The following is a 17,749-nucleotide window of genomic DNA, read 5'->3' on the forward strand; positions in this document are numbered from 1 at the left end:
TGGATCAGGAGAAGAGCGTGGACATCGCCACCACTCTGAGATGGGCTGCAGAACGCTATCCCCGCAGGTGCGCCGTGGGAGGTGCCCGGCCACTGACCTATTCCGAGTGGGACGTCAGGACCGATGGCCTAGCCTCGTCGCTGATCGCTCTGGGTTGCGTTCCCGGCGATCGGGTCGTGCTCATGCTGAGCGGGGGGGAGCCGCTGGCATCGCTGCATCTGGCTGCGCAGAAGGCCGGCCTGACGTCTGTGCCCTTGTCGACGCGGTTCTCGGCCGTCGAGATGGCCTATTGCGTGGCGGACTGTTCCCCGGCGCTAATCATCGCTGACGACGCGACATCGGAGCTGGTCGAGCAGGCGTGCGCCTCGCTTCCGGGGCCCCCACCCGTCATCGGCATCGATGAGCTTCGGCATGCCGACCCGAAGCGGTTGCCCGACGCTCCTGCCGGATCCGACTACAGCCTCATGCTCTACACCTCTGGGACAACCGGCAAGCCGAAAGGGGTTCCGCGGACCCACCGGGCCGAGCACTCGGCCGCCGTGGCACACCTGCTGCAGACGGGACAGCCTCCGGGGGCGGTGAGCCTCGGGGTGATGCCGTTGTTCCATACGATGGGGATGAGGTCGCTCCTGGCGAGCATCGTATGCGGCGGAACCTGGGTTCCCCAAGCCAAGTTCGACGCCGAGGAATCAATCGGCCTGATCATCGACCACGGCGTCGACTCTCTCTACCTAGTGCCCACCATCTACTGGTCCCTGCTTCAGACCGGCAGGCTGGACCAGGCCCGGAGCGTGCGGCGGCTGGCTTACGCGGGGGCCCCCATGAGCCCCACCCTCGCAGGGCAGCTCGTGGAGTCCGTCAGGCCGGAGCGCTTCATCAACCACTTCGGCAGCACTGAGATCTACACCTTCACCATTGGCCCTGATGGTGCGCGCAAGCCCGGTTGCGCCGGACGAGCGGGTATCTTCTCCAGGGTCCGTCTCGTGGACCCTACGCCCGGGGCCGATCCGGACGCGCTCGTTGTCCCAGGCGAGCAGGGACAGATTGCCGTCAGCATGGCCAGTCCCGAAGCTTTCGCCGGCTATTGGAACAGGCCGGACGCCGACGCCAAGTCCATCCGAGACGGCTGGTACTTCCCGGGAGATCTGGCGGTGGAGGATGATGACGGCGACCTATGGGTCTCGGGCCGGGTGGACGACATGATCAATTCCGGAGGCGAGAATCTCTTCCCGGAGGACATCGAAAGCGCCCTTGCCGGCTGCCCTTACCTCGACCAGGTCATTGTCGCCGGGACGCCGCACGAGAAGTGGGGCTCGGCGGTGACCGCCTTCTTCGTCCCGGCCGACCGGAACGCCCCACGTGAGGCGCTCGCCCTGGTCCAGTCCTGGGTCAGGCAGGAGTCGGGCCTTGCGCCGCTGAAGCGGCCGAAACGATATGTCGCGGTCGATGCCATCCCAACTTCCGCTGTCGGCAAGATTCTCCGCCGCCGACTCGTCGGGGGCGACTACCAGATGCTCGCAGACAGCGACGAAGAAAATACCACCTCCCGCAGGAGCACCCGATGACCGATCTCGCCCGCATCGAGGACCCCAAGCTGCTCACCGGCCAGGGACGATTCCTCGACGATCTGGACCCGCTGCCCGGCACCCTGGTCGCGGCGATCGTCCGGAGCCCCCACCCCCACGCCCGCATCCTCGGCGCCGACCTCGAGCGCGCCCGCCGCCATCCCGGAGTCGCCGCCGTGATCGGCCCGGAGGACGTCCTGCGCGGCCTGAAGCCCTTCCCCCTCTCGGTCAAAGTGCCGATGCCCTACTACCCGACGGGAACGGACAAGACCCGATACGTCGGCGAGCCCGTAGCCGTCGTGGTCGCCACGGACCGGTACACCGCCGAGGATGCCGCCGAGCTCGTGGAGATCGATTACGAGCCTCTCGACGCGGTCGTGGGCACCTATGATGCGCTCGGGCCCGACGCGCCGCGTCTGCACGAGGGAGCCGAGAGCAACACAGCCACCGACAGGTCCTTCACCTTCGGAGACGTGGACGATGCATTCGCACTCGCCCAACACACGGTCCTCGGCCGCTACTCGTTCCCGCGTTACTCCTCCACCCCCATGGAGTGCTACAGCGTGATCGCCGACTGGGCCGAGACCGCCGACGGGCCCGAAGTCACGACGTGGGCCAACTTCCACGGTCCCTTCTCCATGGTCCAAGTGGCCGCCGGGGCCCTGAACATCCCCACCTCCCGTCTCCGGCTGATCGTTCCGGCTGATATCGGCGGAAGCTTCGGCATCAAGGCCGCGCTCTACCCCTACGTGGTGCTGATGGCCCTTGCCAGCAAGCATGCGGGTCGGCCGGTGCGCTGGAGCGAGGACAGGCTGGAACACCTCCTCTCCAGCTCCTCTGGTTCAGACCGGGAGATGACCTTCGAAGCAGCCGTGGACGACCGCGGCGTCATCTCGGCGCTGAAGGTGGACTTGATCGACAATGTCGGCGCCTACCTCCGCCCGCCCGAGCCCGCAAACCTGTACCGCTGCTTCGGCAACATCACGGGCGCATACCGGATCGAACGAGTACAGATCCGTGCCAGAGCGGTGGTGACGAACAAGGCACCGACCGGGCTCAACCGGGGCTTCGGCGGCCAGCAGCTCTACTTCGGACTCGAACGGCTGATCGACGACATCGCCCGCGTCCTCGGCCGCGACCCAGTCGAGGTGCGCCGGGCGAACTTGATCCGCGCCCACGAGTTCCCCTACGCCACTCCCAGCGGGGGCATCTACGATTCAGGAGACTACCAGCGTGCTCTGCAGATGATGCTGGACGCCGCGGGATACGGTGAGCTGCGCAAACAGCAGCAGGCCGCGCGCGAGCGGGGCGAGCTGTTCGGAATCGGGGTGGCTACGGTCACCGATCCGTCGGCCACAAACATCGGATACGTCGGCCTGGCGACCCCGGTCCACAATCGCGGCCACGGAAAGTCCGGATCGACCGAACACGTACGGGTCAGCGTCGACCCGCAGGGCATTGTCACCGTGTTGCTCGGCACCGTCCCACAGGGACAGGGGCATGCGACAGTAGCCCGCCAAATCGTCGCAGACCGGTTGGGCCTGCCGCCGGACCGGGTCAGGCCGCGGGTGGAAATGGATACCGCGACCACACCGTGGACGATCACAACCGGCAGCTACTCCTCAAGGTTCGCCCCCCTGCTCACCAGCGCCCTGATCCAGGCGACAGACCGCTTGGCCGAGACGATCCGGGCCGCTGCTTCGGTGCTGCTGCAGGCTGCGCCCGACGACTTGGAGTTGGCCGAGGGCATGGTGCGGGTCTCGGCCGAACCGGGCCGTAGCGTCTCTTTCCACCATGCCGCAGGGTTGATCCACTGGGACCCGGGGGCGCTGCCCGAGGGCATCCCGGCGCGGATGTACGAGGAAGCCGCGTTCACCCCGCCCCAGTCCAAGTCGCCCTCTCGAACGGACCAGATCAACTCCAGCCTCTGCTACGGCTTCGTTGCCGAGCTCGTTGCCTGCCGCGTCGACCTGGACACACTCCAGGTCTCATTTGAGGCGGTCGCCTCCGTCCACGACTCCGGAACGATCCTGAACAAGGTCCTCCTCGAAGGCCAGGTCCACGGTGCCCTCGTCCAGGCCCTCGGCGGTGCCCTTTACGAGGAGATGTCTTACTCGGATTCGGGGCAGCCCACGGCGACGACCTTCATGGACTATCTGTGCCCGACCACCGCCGAGTCTTCGTTCCCCTTGACCAGCGAAGCCCTTGAGACTCCCTCGCCGCTGACCACCCTGGGAGCGAAGGGATGCGGCGAGGGGAGCTCCATGAGCTTCCCAGTCGCGATAGCCAATGCGGTAGCCGACGCGCTCTCCCCGCACGGGATCAGCATCAACTCCCTGCCCCTGCACCCAAATGTCCTGCACAAGCTGCTCGCAGCCAACGCCCTCGAGAAAGGGAACTGAGATGCCGCTCACCGGAGGCGAAATCCGAATCGCGCGTAGCCACGACGGCCGCGTCGCCAACCTCACGCTCAGCCATGGGCGTTTCAACGTGATCACTTGGGAGACCCGCCAAGCCATGGCGGACAGGTTCGCCGAAATCGATGCCGACCGCGACATCAGGCTCGTCGTCATCCGGGCCGAAGGCGAGCACTTCTCCTCCGGCGGAGACATCGCCGGCTTCATGGAAGTCGACCCGGTCGACCTCACAGACCTAGGCCACAACATCACCGCCCCCGCCCGGAGCCCGAAGCCGGTGATCTCCGCAATCGACGGCTACTGCTTCGGAGTGGGCCTGGAGCTCGTGCTCTCCACAGACATCCGGCTCGCTACCGCTGCAGCCCGCTTCGCCCTGCCGGAGATGAAACTCGGGATGATCCCCGGAAGCGGAGGGACCCAGCGGCTGTCAAGGCTAATCGGCCTGTCCAGGGCCAAGTACCACATCCTCACGGGCGAACGCATCACCGGCCAGCAGGCGCTCGATTGGGGAATGGTCGCGGTTCTGGCCCCGGATGCAGAGGCACTTGAGGCCGAAGTGGGCGCACTCGTGGACAAGATGCTCGGCTACTCCCCCATCGCAATGCGCACCGCGAAGGAAGTCCTGGACAAGGGCAGCGACGGGCCCCTTTACACAGGCATCGAGCTCGAGCGCAAAGCCTACTCCATGCTCCGCGCCAGCGAAGACTTCGCCGAAGGCGTCGCGGCGTTCGGCGACAGGCGCACTCCGAAATTCCAAGGGCGTTGAGGGAAGGCATCGTGAAAGCAGCACCCTTCGCGTACGTCCGCCCCGGAACGACTGCAGAAGCTCTCGAGGAGCTCTCCCGCGACGGGGCCAAGGTCATCGCCGGCGGCCAGTCGCTGGTGCCCGTCCTGGCCATGCGCCTGGCCCGTCCGGCAGCGCTTGTGGACATCAATGCCATCGAAGCCCTGCAGGTCTTGGAAGACGAGACGGCAGGCGTGCGGATCGGTGCCACCGTCCGCCAGCGGGAGGCGCAGCGGAATCCGGCGACCTCCCGGGTTCCGCTGCTGAGGATGGCCCTGCCCTGGATCGGGCATCGAGAACTGCGCAGCAGGGGAACCGTCTGCGGCAGCCTCGCCCATGCCGATCCGGCGGCCGAACTGCCCGCAGTGGCGTGCTCCCTGGAAGCCGCCATCACGATCGCAGGCCCAGGCGGTGAGCGGACCGTTGCCGCCGAAGGGTTCTTCACAGCAGCAATGACCACATCTGCCGGCTCCGAGGAACTGATCACGTCGGTCCGCTTCCCGCACGCCACCGAGCAGCAGGGTTTCGGGTTCGCGGAGATCGGACGGCGCCACGGCGACTTCGCCCTTGCAGGGGTCGCGATACGCGTCGAGGCACAAGACCCGGCCCGTCCCTCGGCCCGTATCACCTGCTTCGGAGTCTCCGACACCCCCGTGGTGCGGGACGACTCGACCCGACTCTCAGAAGCGGTTGCCGCAGCAGGGCCTGACACCCCCGAAATACAGATCCGCACGCTGCTGGCAGCAAGCGCCCACGACTTCGCCACCGAGGTCGTGGACACCGGCGGCGACGAACACGGCAGCCGAGCCTACCGCCAGCAGCTCATCGCAGCCCTGAGCAGCCGCGAACTGGCCCGCGCCTACATCCGGGCCACACGAGACGGGACAGGCCGCACCGGACCCGACCAGGAGAAACCATGAGATCTGCCCGAACCGTAGACCGCATCGAGGCCGGCGACATGGTGCCGGTCGAGTTCACCGTCAACGGAACACCAGTCGCGCTGCACATCCCGGCCCGTATGACCCTTTCGGATGCGTTGCGCGACAACCTGGGCCTGACCGGCACACATATCGGCTGCGAGCACGGCGTCTGCGGGATGTGCACAGTCCTCATCGACGGGGAGGCAAGCCGATCCTGCCTGCTGTTCGCCTGCCAGGTTGACGGCGCCGAGATAACGACGGTCGAGGGACTCGGCCGCCCCGACGACCTCCACCCCCTGCAGGAAGCCTTCGGCCGGCACCATGCCTTGCAGTGCGGTTTCTGCACCCCAGGGTTCCTCATGAGCACCTACGACCTCCTCGACCACGATCCCGAAGTCCCCACCGACGAGCTCTCCGCAGAACTGTCGGGGGTGATCTGCAGGTGCACGGGCTACCGCAACATCGTCGAGGCGGTGCAAGACGTGGCCGAGGCCCACCGTGGAGGCCTGCCCGGCCCGAAGAACTGCGGCCGACAACGCACGCTCGTCGGGCGTGCGGCCGCCGGCTCCACCGCCCCGGGCCGGGAGGAGACAGAACAGGGCCCCTCCGAGGGCAGGCAGGCTGTCCCCGAAAGAATCCAGCTCCCAAGCGGTGAACCGACCATCTCCGTGGAGGTCACAAGTCAACTGCAATCACCGCCTGGGGACGTGGCAAGGGTCTTCGAAGATGTCCGGCTGCTGGCCCGATGCTTGCCGGGGGCCGAACTGACTGAGGAACTTGGCGAGGACTGGTATCGCGGACGCGCCCGTGTCGCCCTCGGACCCATCAAATTGTCCTTCGACGGCTTTGCCCATCTTCTCGAGCACCAAGCCGACCGGATCCATCTCCTCGGCCAAGCCAAGGACACCAGCGGCGGCCGAGCCCAGGCCGATATCCGCCTGCTCGCAGTCCCCGACGGGACCGGAACACGGCTGCAGGCCCAAGCCCGCGTCTATCTCGTCGGGCGCATCGCCGGCTTCGGCCGGTCCCTGGCCGCGGACGTCAGCCGCCGCATGTTCGGCGAATTCGCAGCCGCTGTGGACCAGGCGGCCCGGGGCCAAGAACCCGAAAGCAACCCCAAGGCGCCAAGCGCGCTCCGAATACTGATGGACGCCCTCCTAGACCGGGCACGCGGGCTCCGTCATCGTCGCCATGGAATCCGTCATCAGCCCGAGGACCCCCACACGGAAGGGCAGCATGATGCCTCGTAGGAACGGTAACCCACCCTCCCACTCTCCTCTTCCCGCTGCCTTCGCTGCCGTGATGGGCTGGGCCTTCGACCTGTTCGACCTGTTCCTGCTGCTGTACGTCGCAGGACCCATCGGACACCAGATCTTCCCCGCCGACAGCGAGACCTTCAGCCTCGCCTTGGTCTTCGCCTCCTTCGCAGTCAGCATCCTGATGCGCCCCGGGGGCGCAGCATTCTTCGGCGAACTGGCCGACCGCATCGGCCGGAAGAGGATCATGGTGACCGTGCTGGCCGGCGTCGGGCTCTCCACAGCGGCAATGGGCCTAGTCCCGACCTACTCCACGATCGGGGCAGCGGCTCCGGTCATCTTCCTCGTACTGCGGATCGTGCAAGGGCTCTTCGTCGGAGGGGTCACCGCGACGACCCACACCATCGGCACCGAAAGCGTCCCCCCACGCTGGCGCGGCCTCATGAGCGGACTCATCGGCGGCGGAGGGGCAGGAATCGGCGCCACCATCGCCAGCCTTGCCTTCATCGTCATTAGCCAACTCTTCCCCGGACCGGCCTTCGACACCTGGGGGTGGCGGGTGATGTTCTTCACTGGGCTGATCGGTGCGCTCCTGAGCCTTTTCGTGCTCCGTAAAGTGGAGGAATCGCCCATGTGGCTCGAGGCACAGGCTGCGGCTAGAGCATCCGGAGCCGCAGCGCCCACCCAGAAGATGCGGTTCAAGGACCTGCTCAGCGGCAAGTATCGCATCATCACCCTGCTCAACATCGGTGTCGCGGCTGGAGCCGGCGCCCAGTACTACCTCACCTCAGGCTTCCTGCCCACCCTCCTCGGGCCCGTCGTCCAAGTCCCTGCTGGGCCACGAGGACTGATCCTGCTCGCTGCAAGCGTCATAGTGATCATCTCCGCCACCGCTGCGGGAGAACTGAGCGAGCGAATCGGCAGACGCAGGACCATGCTCCTGATCGGGGGCGTCAACGTCATCGCGCTGCCAGTCCTCACCTTGGTCATCGCAGGGACCAGTCCCTCGGCGACAGAGGCGATCCTGGCGCTGAGCTGCCTGCTCGCCTTCCTGGCCAATGCGGCGTATGCTCCGGTGCTCGTCTTCCTGAACGAGCGCTACCCCACAGCCATCCGCTCGCGCGGCACCGCAATCACTTGGAACACCGGCTTCATGATCGGCGGCCTGCTGCCGACCTTCGTCAACCTCCTCAGCCCCACCGTGAAGGACGTCGGAACCCAGCTTGCTATCTTCCTCGTGGTCTCGACGCTCGTCTTCATCCTCGTCGCCTTCCTCAGCCCAGAGACACGCGGCGGGTTCGAAGCCCTCGGGGCCGTCGACACCCAGGCAGCAGACGCTGGCACCGCTCCCGAGGCGCACCCGGCCGACCATAAGACCCACGACAACACATGGAGACGCGAATGACATCCGATCCCTCCCCCTTCTCGGACCGCACCGTCCTCCTCACCGGAGTCGGCGGCGACATCGGGGCAACCTACCTCTCCGGACTAGTGCAGGCCGGAGCGAACGTCGTCGCCACCGACCTGCCGGGGCTCGGTGAAGCCGGTCGCGCCCTCACCTCCGCTGCCAGCGACACTGGGCCGGGACGAGCAGTCTTCGTTGAATGCGACATCACTGACGAGAAGGGTGTCCGACGCGCAGTCGACACCGCGATCGGAGAATTCGGCCACCTCGACAGCGTGGTGAACAATGCTGCAATCTACCGCACCCTGGGAGGAAAACGACCGCTGGTGGAACTGGCGGAAGCAGACTGGGAGCTGGTGCTGCGCGTGAACGTCGTGGGCACCTGGCAGGTCATCAAGGCAGCTGCTCCCCACCTGGCCGTCACAGGACAGGGTCGCATCGTCAATATCGCCTCCGTCGTCTCCCGGAACGGGGCGCCGGGGTTCGCTCACTACGTCGCATCCAAAGCCGCCGTCGAAGGACTCACCCGCTCAGCGGCCCGAGAACTGGGTGTTGACGGAACGACCGTGAACTCCGTCTCTCCCGGACTCGTAGACGATGCAGCCACTCGTGAACTCAACAGCGAAGAGTATCTGCGCACAGCCGCCATATCACGTGCTATCCCACGAGCCATGGTCCCCGACGACCTGGTCGGTGCAGTGATGTGGCTGGCCGGGCCGACCTCAGGCTTCGTCACCGGCCAGACTCTCATCGTTGACGGAGGAGGCGTGTTCGCCTGATGAACGCCTTCCACCCCGTCAACCCCGCCACCCTCGCTCCACTGCCGACCTTGGAAGGAGCGAGCGATGCTGACGTCACCGCTGCCGTGAGCACCGTCGCGGAGGCAATGGACAGCGCATGGCCCCGGGACCACGCGCGGCGGGCAGCGGCCATGCAGCGCTGGGCGGACCTTCTCGAACACCAATCGGAGGGCTTCCGCAACGCGCTGATCGAGGAAACAGGCAAGACCGCGGCCGAGGCACAAACAGAGATCCACGGCGCCGTCGATGCGCTACGTTTCAATGCCGGCCTCGCTCGCCTGCCCCTAGGCCGATCCGGAAGCCTCCCCGACGGGTCCGAAGCCCATCTTGTGCGCGAACCCGTCGGCCCCACCGTCTTCATCACTCCCTGGAACTGGCCAGTCCTGCTGCTCCTGCGCGACTTGGCACCCGCATTCGCCGCCGGAGTCACCGCGATCGTCAAACCGGCAACGCAGACGGCAAACGTGACCTCCCGGCTGATCGAGCTGGGGCACAGGGCAGGAGTTCCACGCGAGGTCCTCGTCCAGGTCAACGGCGAGGCCGAAGTCGGCTCAGCCCTCGTCCGCCACCCCGGCACGCGCGCAGTCGCCATCACCGGTTCGACAGCCGCCGGACAGGCCGTTATGCGGGACGCCGCGGAGACCATGACCAGGCCCTTGCTCGAACTCGGCGGCAAGGCCACCATGATGGTCCTTCCCGACGCAGACCTTCCCGCAGCATTGGAACGGGCCGCACAGGCTTCAATCACTACCAGCGGTCAGATGTGCATGGCATGCACTCGGGTACTCGTCCACCAAGACCAGGCGGACTATGCGGAACACGTGCTGCGAACCGTCCTCGGAGCGATGCGGCCCGGAGATCCACGTGACCCGAAAACCCATCTGGGCCCGCTCATCTCTGCCGCGGCCGCAGAGAAGGTGGAGGGATTCGTCGACTTGGCGCGCCGCACCGGCCGCGTCAGTGTCGGCGGCCACGCCGTGCACCCGCAGGACCTGCCCGGCAACTTCATGTCACCGGCACTCGTCACCAGCCTAGATCCAGCCTCCCCGGTCATTCAGGAAGACATCTTCGGACCCGTCCTGTCACTCGAGACCTTCGCCGACGAGGCCGAGGCCGTGGCCCTCGCCAACGGCACTCCCTTCGGCCTGGCCGCCGCTGTCTGGACCGGGAACCTCTCGCGAGGGCTGGGCCTCGCCCGTTCGATCAACGCCGGGACCGTATGGGTCAACGGCTACAACCGCTCCTACGCGGAAATGCCCTCAGGCGGGGTCCGAATGTCAGGCCTCGGCCGTACCCGCGGTGTCGAAGGCGTCGAACAGTTCACTGAGCTCAAGCACATCCACTTCTCGCTATGACCGAGATCTCGTTATTCCCCAGACCTCGCACGACCATCAAGCGTCCAAAAAGCACGAGACCAGATCCCCGGCCATCGGCAGTGGGAAGAAACACCAAGACCCTGGTCGGACGGGAAGGAGCAGATGAAAATGAGTTCAAAGCTGCCCATTGAAGCCAGCAGAAGAGAGCCTTCGAACCGCCTCCCAGTCGGATCGAGTCTGCGCGGCTGGCTCGACCACCTCCAGAAAACGGGACGACTGGCCCTGGCCAGTCCAGACGTCGAGCTGCGCTTCGGCGTCGCGGGAATCGCGAACCGCCTCGACGGCACCAGTGCCTCAATTTTCCCTCAACCCAGCGGGCACCCCGTCCCCGTCGTCTCTGGCCTCCTGTCCCAACGATCCTGGATGGCCGAGGCCACCGGCGTCCCCCAGAGCGAGCTGATCGGCACCTTCGAACGAGCATGCCAGAACCCGCTGCCATGGACCGAAGTATCGGAAGCTCCCTGCCAGCAGATCGTCCACCGCCAAGTCAACCTGACGGAGCAGCTCCCCATCCCCGTCCACAACGAATACGACCATGGCGCGTACATCACAGCCGGGCTGCTGATTGCCCGCCGCCCCGATACCGGTGTCCAGAACGTCTCGATCCACCGACTCCAGGTCAGCGGCCCCGACCGGCTCGGAGCACTGCTACTGCCGCGGCACACTCTGTCGTTCTTCCAGGAACAGGAACGTCTGGGGGCCGACCTCGACATCGCCATCGTGATCGGAGTCGATCCCCTGACGCTGATGGCGTCCCAAGCCATCGTCCCGATCGACCAGGACGAACTCGAAGTCTCCGGCGCCCTGCGCGGTTCGCCCCTCCCCGTAGTCAAGTGCATCACCAATGACATACGCGTCCCTGCCGAAGCAGAATTCGTGCTCGAAGGCAGGCTGCTAGCCCAGGTCCGCGAGCCGGAAGGTCCCTTCGGTGAATTCCCGCAGTACTACGGCCAGCGGGCAGAACGCCACGTCGTCCAGCTCGACGCCCTCACACACCGCAAGTCACCGATATACCACACCATTGTCGGAGGCGGACTGGAGCACCTCCTGCTCGGCGGGATCCCGCGCGAGGCGTCGTTCCTATCGCATCTCCGCCGCAGCTTCCCCTGCCTGAAGGACCTCCACCTCTCCCAGGGAGGAACATGCCGGTACCACCTCTTCCTCCAGCTCGACAAGCCCAAGGCAGGAGAGGCGAAGAACCTCATCCTCGCAGCATTCGGAGCCCACTACGACATCAAGCACGTCATCGCGGTGGACACCGACGTGGACGTGCATGACCCCGGACAGGTGGAGTGGGCGGTCGCCACGCGGTTCCAAGCCGATCGGGACCTGATCCTCGTCGGAGGCGCCCAAGGCTCGAAGCTAGACCCGTCCAGCATTGACGGCCTGAGCGCCAAGATGGGCCTGGACGCCACCGTGCCCATCGAGGCACCCGAGATGAAGTTCACCCGCATCCGTGTCCCCGGGCAAGAAGAACTCGATCTTGACCGACTGGTGACCCCCGCCCCCCAGGACTGGATCCGACGAACAACCGAACCCGAAGAAGGACCCCGATGAAACCGACAAGCGCCAGGGCGACCGGCACGCCCAGCCCACACCATGCCGCCCTTTGCCAAGCCCCACGGCGGCCCACGCACCAGGCGAACTGAATGAACACGACATTGCCTGAGCGGGCGCCCCGCCTGATCGTCGGAATCTCTGGAGCCTCAGGGGCGGTCTACGGTGTCCGGCTGCTCGAGAAGCTCCAGCACACGCCCATCGAGACACACCTCGTCATCACCAAGTCCGGACGCCTAGCCCTGAGGCAGGAGACCGACCTCCGTCCGGGGGACCTCGAGAAGCTCGCCGACGTCGTGCACCCGAATCAAGATGTGGGCGCGACGATAGCAAGCGGATCCTTCCGCACCATGGGAATGATCGTCGCCCCCTGCTCCATCAAGTCAATGTCCGAGATCGCCTCTGGGATGACGTCCTCCCTCCTCGGCCGCGCAGCCGACGTCGTACTCAAGGAACGGCGAAGGCTCGTCCTGATGGTCAGGGAAACCCCACTCCACCGGAATCACCTGCAGACAATGGCGAAACTCAGCGAGATCGGGGCCATCATCGCCCCCCCTGTACCTGCCTTCTACAATCGGCCGAGCACCGTCGCCGACATCATCGACCACACCGTCGGACGCGTTCTGGACCTTTTCGACATCGACCTCGGCATCGTGAAGAGATGGGACGGGATCAACACTGGCCGCCCCACGCCCGGTCCCACCGATACAGAGGATCCCTCTGCCCTTCCGAGCAGTCGGACCCTCATCCCCAGCCATCCTGAACGCCCGCACCGCCGCTATTCGTGAAAGCCGCTCTTTCCAGCTTGCGGAAGAGGGACTGATGGGAGAAACGACAGCCACTCCGGCTCTCCAAGGAGTGGTTGACAACACCACGGCGCCAAGATTTCACTTTTGCTCGCAGCCACCGCTCGTTCCGAAAGGAGGATGCCAGCGGTGTGACCTAGACGTCCTCATCGTCCGCTCTAACTACTCCGTCACTGCACTATCGAGTTCGATCCAATCGTAAGAACTGCTCGCGGCCCAGGTGTGCCGACCCGAAGGAGCGCAAGTGAACGTGCCTGTCGCAGGAATCCTCCTCGCTGCTGGCGCCGGAAGCCGCTATGGCCTGCCGAAGGCGCTGGCTGCAACCCCCGGGACCGGCAGCTGGCTCGAGCGCGGGATCCGGCTCATGTTAGACGCGGCCTGTTCCCCCGTGGTGGTGGTTCTGGGGGCCGAGTCTGATCGGGCGCTGGCCCTGCTCTCCGCCACGCGCTTGAGCGCCGACACGCGAGTCGTGCCGCTTGTCGTCACGGACTGGTCCGAGGGCATCGGCGGGTCGCTTCGGGGCGGCTTCGAAGCCCTAGGCAAGCTGCGCGCGGAGCCGAGGCCGGTCGCCGCTCTCGTGACCCTCGTGGACCTTCCTCGGCTTGCGCCGGAAGCCCTAGCACGCCTGGCGAACGACCCCATCGTCCCCTCCTCACTGCGCCGCGCAGTCTACGGAGGGATCCCCGGCCACCCCGTACTCATTGGCAGCGACCACTGGGCGGCGCTTGGAAGCCAGCTCGCCGGAGACGTCGGCGCCAGCCCCTACCTGCGCACACACGGCACCGAGGCGGTCGATTGCACTGGGCTCGGCGGTGAGGATGACATCGACGTGCCCGAACGCCACCACTCAATTCTGCAAGATTCACACTCGCACTAATTAATGCCGCGACCTGACGATCAAAGTCACTGTCAAAGGGTCCGATCAATGGTCCTTTTGACGGGACAAGGCCACCGGGAAGGCGCTGCCGATCCAGACCTGGAGGCCGACCAGCAAGCGCAGAACCCGCGTCGCCCCAAGGGTTCGGGATTTCGGGAGCCCCTCGTGGCGCCGCGCCGTGCTGGGCAAGCAGCCCAGCCAGCTCTCGGTCCAGTGGGCTGACCACGGCTGCTTCCCCGCTTCAGCTGACGCCCGATGCATTGCCTCCGCTTGTGCCCGCTGCTTGAGTATGAAGCAGGGCATGCCAGACATCAGCAGGAAATCTTTACACTCGGATGAGATCTCTCACCGCGGGTACCTCAGTCACGAGCAGGTCCCAGTTTTGGCGCGCGCGTGCGGCCCGCACGCCGACTTCATCACGTTCCTCGCCTACACAGGCCTGCGCTGGGGAGAGATGGCCGCCCTCCGCGTCAGGTCCATGGACACCGCCAAGCGGCGCGTCGACGTCAAAGAGTCCCTCACCGACGTGCGCGGCGAACCCATCCGCGGCACCCCGAAGACCCACGAGAGACCGTACCGTACCCGGCATTCCTCGACCAGGCCCTGCGGCAGCGCATGGAAGGCCGGGGACTCGACGAGCCGCTCTTCTCCACCAGCCGGGGCTACGAGATGCGCGGGAACAACTTCCGCAAGCGCATCTTCCAGCCGGCCCTCAAACGGGTCCACGACGCCGACCCGCTCTACCCGACCGTCACCCCTCACGACCTACGCCACACCGCAGCATCGCTCGCGATCTCCACCGGGGCCAACGTCAAGGCCATCCAACGCATGCTCGGACACGCCTCCGCCGCCATGACCCTGGACGTCTACGCCGATCTCTTCGACGACGACCTCGACCACGTCGCCGCGAAACTCAACGACGCTGCCGCCAATCTCGGGTCCATTCTGTGACCACCGTGTCCACGGGAAGCTCGACGGCCAACCGCGACACCGCAACCGGAGACCCTCTCCTGATATTTGGGGTCCAAAATGTGTCCACGAGCCCGCACTAGGGCCGCCCGAGGCGCTGGTTAAACGACGAAACCCCACGCGGACGTGGGGTTTCTTAGTGGCTCCGACCGGCGTCGATCCGGTGATCTTTCGATTTTCAGTCGCACGACGCCATCATCACAGGACATCATCACCGGGGTCATATTCCCGGGTTTTGCGCAGACGAAGACGGGATGCGTGATCACCTGGATCACAGATCGCGGCTGCGATTGTGTCCATTCGTGCCCACGGTGGAACGACCCGCACGAAGGGATCTACCGGAGTGAGCGTTAGAACACGGACCTGTTCCTAAAGCGGTCAGGCGCCCATCCAGCATTCGCCCGCTACGGCGCTACAGCGCTGCAGCCCCAAGATCACGCGGACGAGGACGCGATACCCAACCGCTACAAGGCCGCTACAAACGGCCGTGGCACGAAACCCTTCGCGCGGGCAGCGGCCGCCCGCGATGGGGCCCCACCGTCGGCCTCACTAGGCCGTCCTTTCAGCTCCTGGCTGAGCCGCTGGCTGGGCTCCCTCGACTCTGGCCATCCGGGCGGCCGCTCTACAGCGGTTGGCTTCGCAGTCTTCGTCTCTCAATAGAGGGGCAGCACGTCGCCGGCGACGACGTCGCGCTGGAGTGCGAGGACGCGTTCGGTGTCGATTTCGGCCAGGACGCTCTGGGTGGCTGCGTCGTCGGCCCTGGAGATGATGGCTCCCGCGTCGATCCCGCTGCTGAGGGCGCGGGCCTCGGAGTTCTCGAGGGGCCAGGTCACCAGACCGCGGTCATCCAAGGAGAGGCCGAGCGCCGTGCGGTGCCATACGGCGGCGTCGATGATCCCCAGGGTCAGGGCCGAGGGAACCTGGGCGTAGCTGACGTCGACGTACCGGTAGCCGGGGAACTCGGCCTTGGAAAGGAGTGCGTGGTCGATGGAGAAGGGATCCACGCCGATCCGCAGGTCCTCGCCGAGCTCGTGCCGAGGGGCCTTGGCGATGACGAGGACGGAGTCGGGGGCATAGTAGGTGCCGGCGGGGAGGACTATCTGTGTGACGACCCCGGAGTGGGAGGCGGTCAGCGAATCGGCCGCGCCCAGGGACATGAGTGCGAAATGGGCGATGCCATTCTCCACGGCTGCGGCGCGCTGTTCGGAGCCGTGCCCGTAGAGGAGGGTCGAGGGGATGCCGAGCCGGTCCAATTCGGCCCTGAGGCCTGTGGCGAGGCCCTGGAATTCCCAGCTGTTGGGCAGGGGAAGCAGGGCCGTCAAGGTCGGGAGCCCCGCTGTGCGCCATAGCTCGCCGCTCTGCCGGCTGACCAGGGCGGTCCCTTGGCGCGGCTTCGAGTCAAGGACGGCCCAGCCGCTGCTCTGGAGATCTTGGAGTGCCTTCTGGACGGTCCCCGCGCCGACCCCTATGGTCGACCGCAGGTCGTCCACGTTGGGCAGGCGACCGCCGATCTTGGTTCCGAGGATCGTGCGGGCGATGCTGGCTGTGGCCCGTTGCTGAGCGGTCTCCGCCCGGGGCGACGAATTTGTCGGCCCCGGGCGGAGATCGGTGGCTGCATTGGGTTCCATGGCCTTTCAGACTACCGTCGCTATCTTCTTCGAGCGACCGAAGGCGGCCATCAGCGCAGCTCCGGTGATGCAAACGCCAGCGCTGACCGTGAAGGTGAGGGCCCATGAGCCGGTGTTGTCCAGGATGGCGCCGACGATCGCGGGCGCTGCGATCCCGGCCAGGTTCGCGAGGGCGTGGACGAATCCCATGACGCCTCCCAGACGCCGGCTGGGAACGATGTCGGAGACGATCGCGAAGTATTGGGCCCCGGTGAGGTAGAGGACGAAGACGACGGCGGCCATCAACGCCACGGCAGCGGCGGTGGACGTGGCGAGCCCGATGAGGGCGAAGAGCACTGCGGTGACGGCTAGGCCGGCGACGATCATGACCGCGCGGGCGACCGCTGGCTTTCCAGTGCGGTTGGCGATGCGGTCGGTGACCAGGCCTCCCACGACGAATCCGACGACCCCCAGGACCCAGGGGATGGTGCCGGTGATGGCGAGGTCCTTCAGGTTCACGCCGCGCTCCTGGGTGAGGTAGACGGGGAACCAGGTGAGGAAGGTGTAGAGGACCCAGGCGTAGCCGAAGAACGCAATGGCGGTGGACCAGATGATCGGCTGCTTGAAGTAGTGGCCCATGGAGGGGACGTCCTCCTTGCTGTCAGCGGCAGGGGCCTCGGCCGTCTCGGCAATCCGCTCGCGCTGTTCGTCGACGTCCTCCTGGCGCGCCCAGGGGTGCAGGTCGGGGCGGTCGCGGACAACGGCGAACCACCCGAGGGTGCAGAGGAGGCCGATGGCACCGAGCGCGATGAAAGCCAGGCGCCAGTCGCCGATCGTGAGCAGCCAGACCACCAGGGGTGTGCCGATCGCGCCTCCGAGCGGCGTGGCTCCCTGGACGATGCCCATGGCCGTTCCCATCTGACGCTGGGGGAACCAGTTGTGCATGGTCTTCGTGGAGACGGAGCCCTGCGGGCCCTCGCCGAAACCGAAGAGGATGCGGATGAAGAGCAGGGACAGGAACCCCGTGCCCGCGGCGGTCAGGGCGGTGAAGAGGGACCACCAGGCCACGGCGACGCCCATGATCGACCGGGGGCCGAAGCGGTCGGAGAGCCATCCGCCGAGGAAGGCGCAGGGGACGTAGCCGAAGAAGAAGGCGCTGGCGATAAGCCCGAACTCGGCCTTGGACAGCCCCAGTTGCGCGATCATCTGGGGTCCTGCCACCCCCAGCGCGGCGCGGTCCGCGTAGTTCAGGACCAGCACGAGGGCCGCCGCAGCCAGGATCACCCACCGGAGCCGGAACCTGCGGGCGGGCTTGGGGGGCTGGTTGTACGTGGCGCCGAGTGGCTTGTGGAGGTCTGGCCTGTGCGACATTTTCTCACCTCTCTGTGATGTGCATTACTATCAATATAC

The 17,749-nt window shown here is 66.2% G+C and carries 14 protein-coding genes; 12 read left to right on the forward strand and 2 right to left on the reverse strand.

The window, feature by feature from the left end:
• Nucleotides 1-17: 17 nt before the first annotated feature.
• The 12 genes from LF262_RS14260 (at nt 18) to LF262_RS14315 (ending at nt 14,714) form a co-directional block, all read left to right on the forward strand.
• Nucleotides 18-1,565 carry a class I adenylate-forming enzyme family protein gene (locus LF262_RS14260; RefSeq protein ID WP_235781066.1) on the forward strand — a complete coding sequence of 516 codons (1,548 nt, stop codon included), beginning with the start codon at nt 18-20 and terminating at the stop codon, nt 1,563-1,565.
• Entirely contained in the window at nt 1,562-3,967 is a 2,406-nt protein-coding gene (locus LF262_RS14265; RefSeq protein WP_235781067.1) for a xanthine dehydrogenase family protein molybdopterin-binding subunit, read from the forward strand. The genes LF262_RS14260 and LF262_RS14265 overlap by 4 nt, the downstream gene beginning before the upstream one ends.
• 1 nt (nt 3,968) lies before the next feature.
• Entirely contained in the window at nt 3,969-4,748 is a 780-nt protein-coding gene (locus LF262_RS14270; RefSeq protein WP_235781068.1) for an enoyl-CoA hydratase/isomerase family protein, read from the forward strand.
• Between the two features lie 11 nt (nt 4,749-4,759).
• On the forward strand, nt 4,760-5,686 hold the full coding sequence (locus LF262_RS14275) for an FAD binding domain-containing protein (RefSeq protein WP_235781069.1): 927 nt from the start codon (nt 4,760-4,762) through the stop codon (nt 5,684-5,686).
• Complete coding sequence (locus LF262_RS14280; RefSeq protein WP_235781070.1) at nt 5,683-6,936, forward strand: 2Fe-2S iron-sulfur cluster-binding protein; 1,254 nt, start codon at nt 5,683-5,685, stop codon at nt 6,934-6,936. Before LF262_RS14275 ends, LF262_RS14280 begins: the two co-directional genes overlap by 4 nt.
• Before the next feature lie 52 nt (nt 6,937-6,988).
• Nucleotides 6,989-8,347 carry an MFS transporter gene (locus LF262_RS14285; protein WP_235781071.1) on the forward strand — a complete coding sequence of 453 codons (1,359 nt, stop codon included), beginning with the start codon at nt 6,989-6,991 and terminating at the stop codon, nt 8,345-8,347.
• Complete coding sequence (locus LF262_RS14290) at nt 8,344-9,126, forward strand: SDR family NAD(P)-dependent oxidoreductase (protein ID WP_235781072.1); 783 nt, start codon at nt 8,344-8,346, stop codon at nt 9,124-9,126. Before LF262_RS14285 ends, LF262_RS14290 begins: the two co-directional genes overlap by 4 nt.
• On the forward strand, nt 9,126-10,502 hold the full coding sequence (locus LF262_RS14295; RefSeq protein WP_235781073.1) for an aldehyde dehydrogenase family protein: 1,377 nt from the start codon (nt 9,126-9,128) through the stop codon (nt 10,500-10,502). Before LF262_RS14290 ends, LF262_RS14295 begins: the two co-directional genes overlap by 1 nt.
• A gap of 129 nt (nt 10,503-10,631) precedes the next feature.
• On the forward strand, nt 10,632-12,080 hold the full coding sequence (locus tag LF262_RS14300) for a UbiD family decarboxylase (RefSeq protein WP_235781074.1): 1,449 nt from the start codon (nt 10,632-10,634) through the stop codon (nt 12,078-12,080).
• A gap of 92 nt (nt 12,081-12,172) precedes the next feature.
• The gene (locus tag LF262_RS14305; protein WP_308190541.1) at nt 12,173-12,868 is read left to right on the forward strand and encodes a UbiX family flavin prenyltransferase; all 696 of its coding nucleotides are present in this window, start codon (nt 12,173-12,175) and stop codon (nt 12,866-12,868) included.
• Nucleotides 12,869-13,136: 268 nt separating this feature from the next.
• Nucleotides 13,137-13,763, forward strand: a complete 627-nt coding sequence (locus LF262_RS14310) for a nucleotidyltransferase family protein (RefSeq protein ID WP_235781075.1) — start codon at nt 13,137-13,139, stop codon at nt 13,761-13,763.
• A gap of 615 nt (nt 13,764-14,378) precedes the next feature.
• Entirely contained in the window at nt 14,379-14,714 is a 336-nt protein-coding gene (locus tag LF262_RS14315) for a tyrosine-type recombinase/integrase (protein ID WP_235781076.1), read from the forward strand.
• 671 nt (nt 14,715-15,385) lie between these two features.
• Here LF262_RS14315 and LF262_RS14320 read toward each other — a convergent pair.
• Both LF262_RS14320 and LF262_RS14325 read right to left on the reverse strand, forming a co-directional pair.
• Nucleotides 15,386-16,360, reverse strand: a complete 975-nt coding sequence (locus LF262_RS14320; RefSeq protein WP_235781077.1) for a YhfZ family protein — start codon at nt 16,358-16,360, stop codon at nt 15,386-15,388.
• Between the two features lie 6 nt (nt 16,361-16,366).
• The gene (locus tag LF262_RS14325; RefSeq protein ID WP_235781078.1) at nt 16,367-17,710 is read right to left on the reverse strand and encodes an MFS transporter; all 1,344 of its coding nucleotides are present in this window, start codon (nt 17,708-17,710) and stop codon (nt 16,367-16,369) included.
• Between the last annotated feature and the right edge of the window lie 39 nt (nt 17,711-17,749).

It is taken from the genome of Sinomonas notoginsengisoli (assembly GCF_021554725.1).
GTDB lineage: Bacteria > Actinomycetota > Actinomycetes > Actinomycetales > Micrococcaceae > Sinomonas > Sinomonas notoginsengisoli.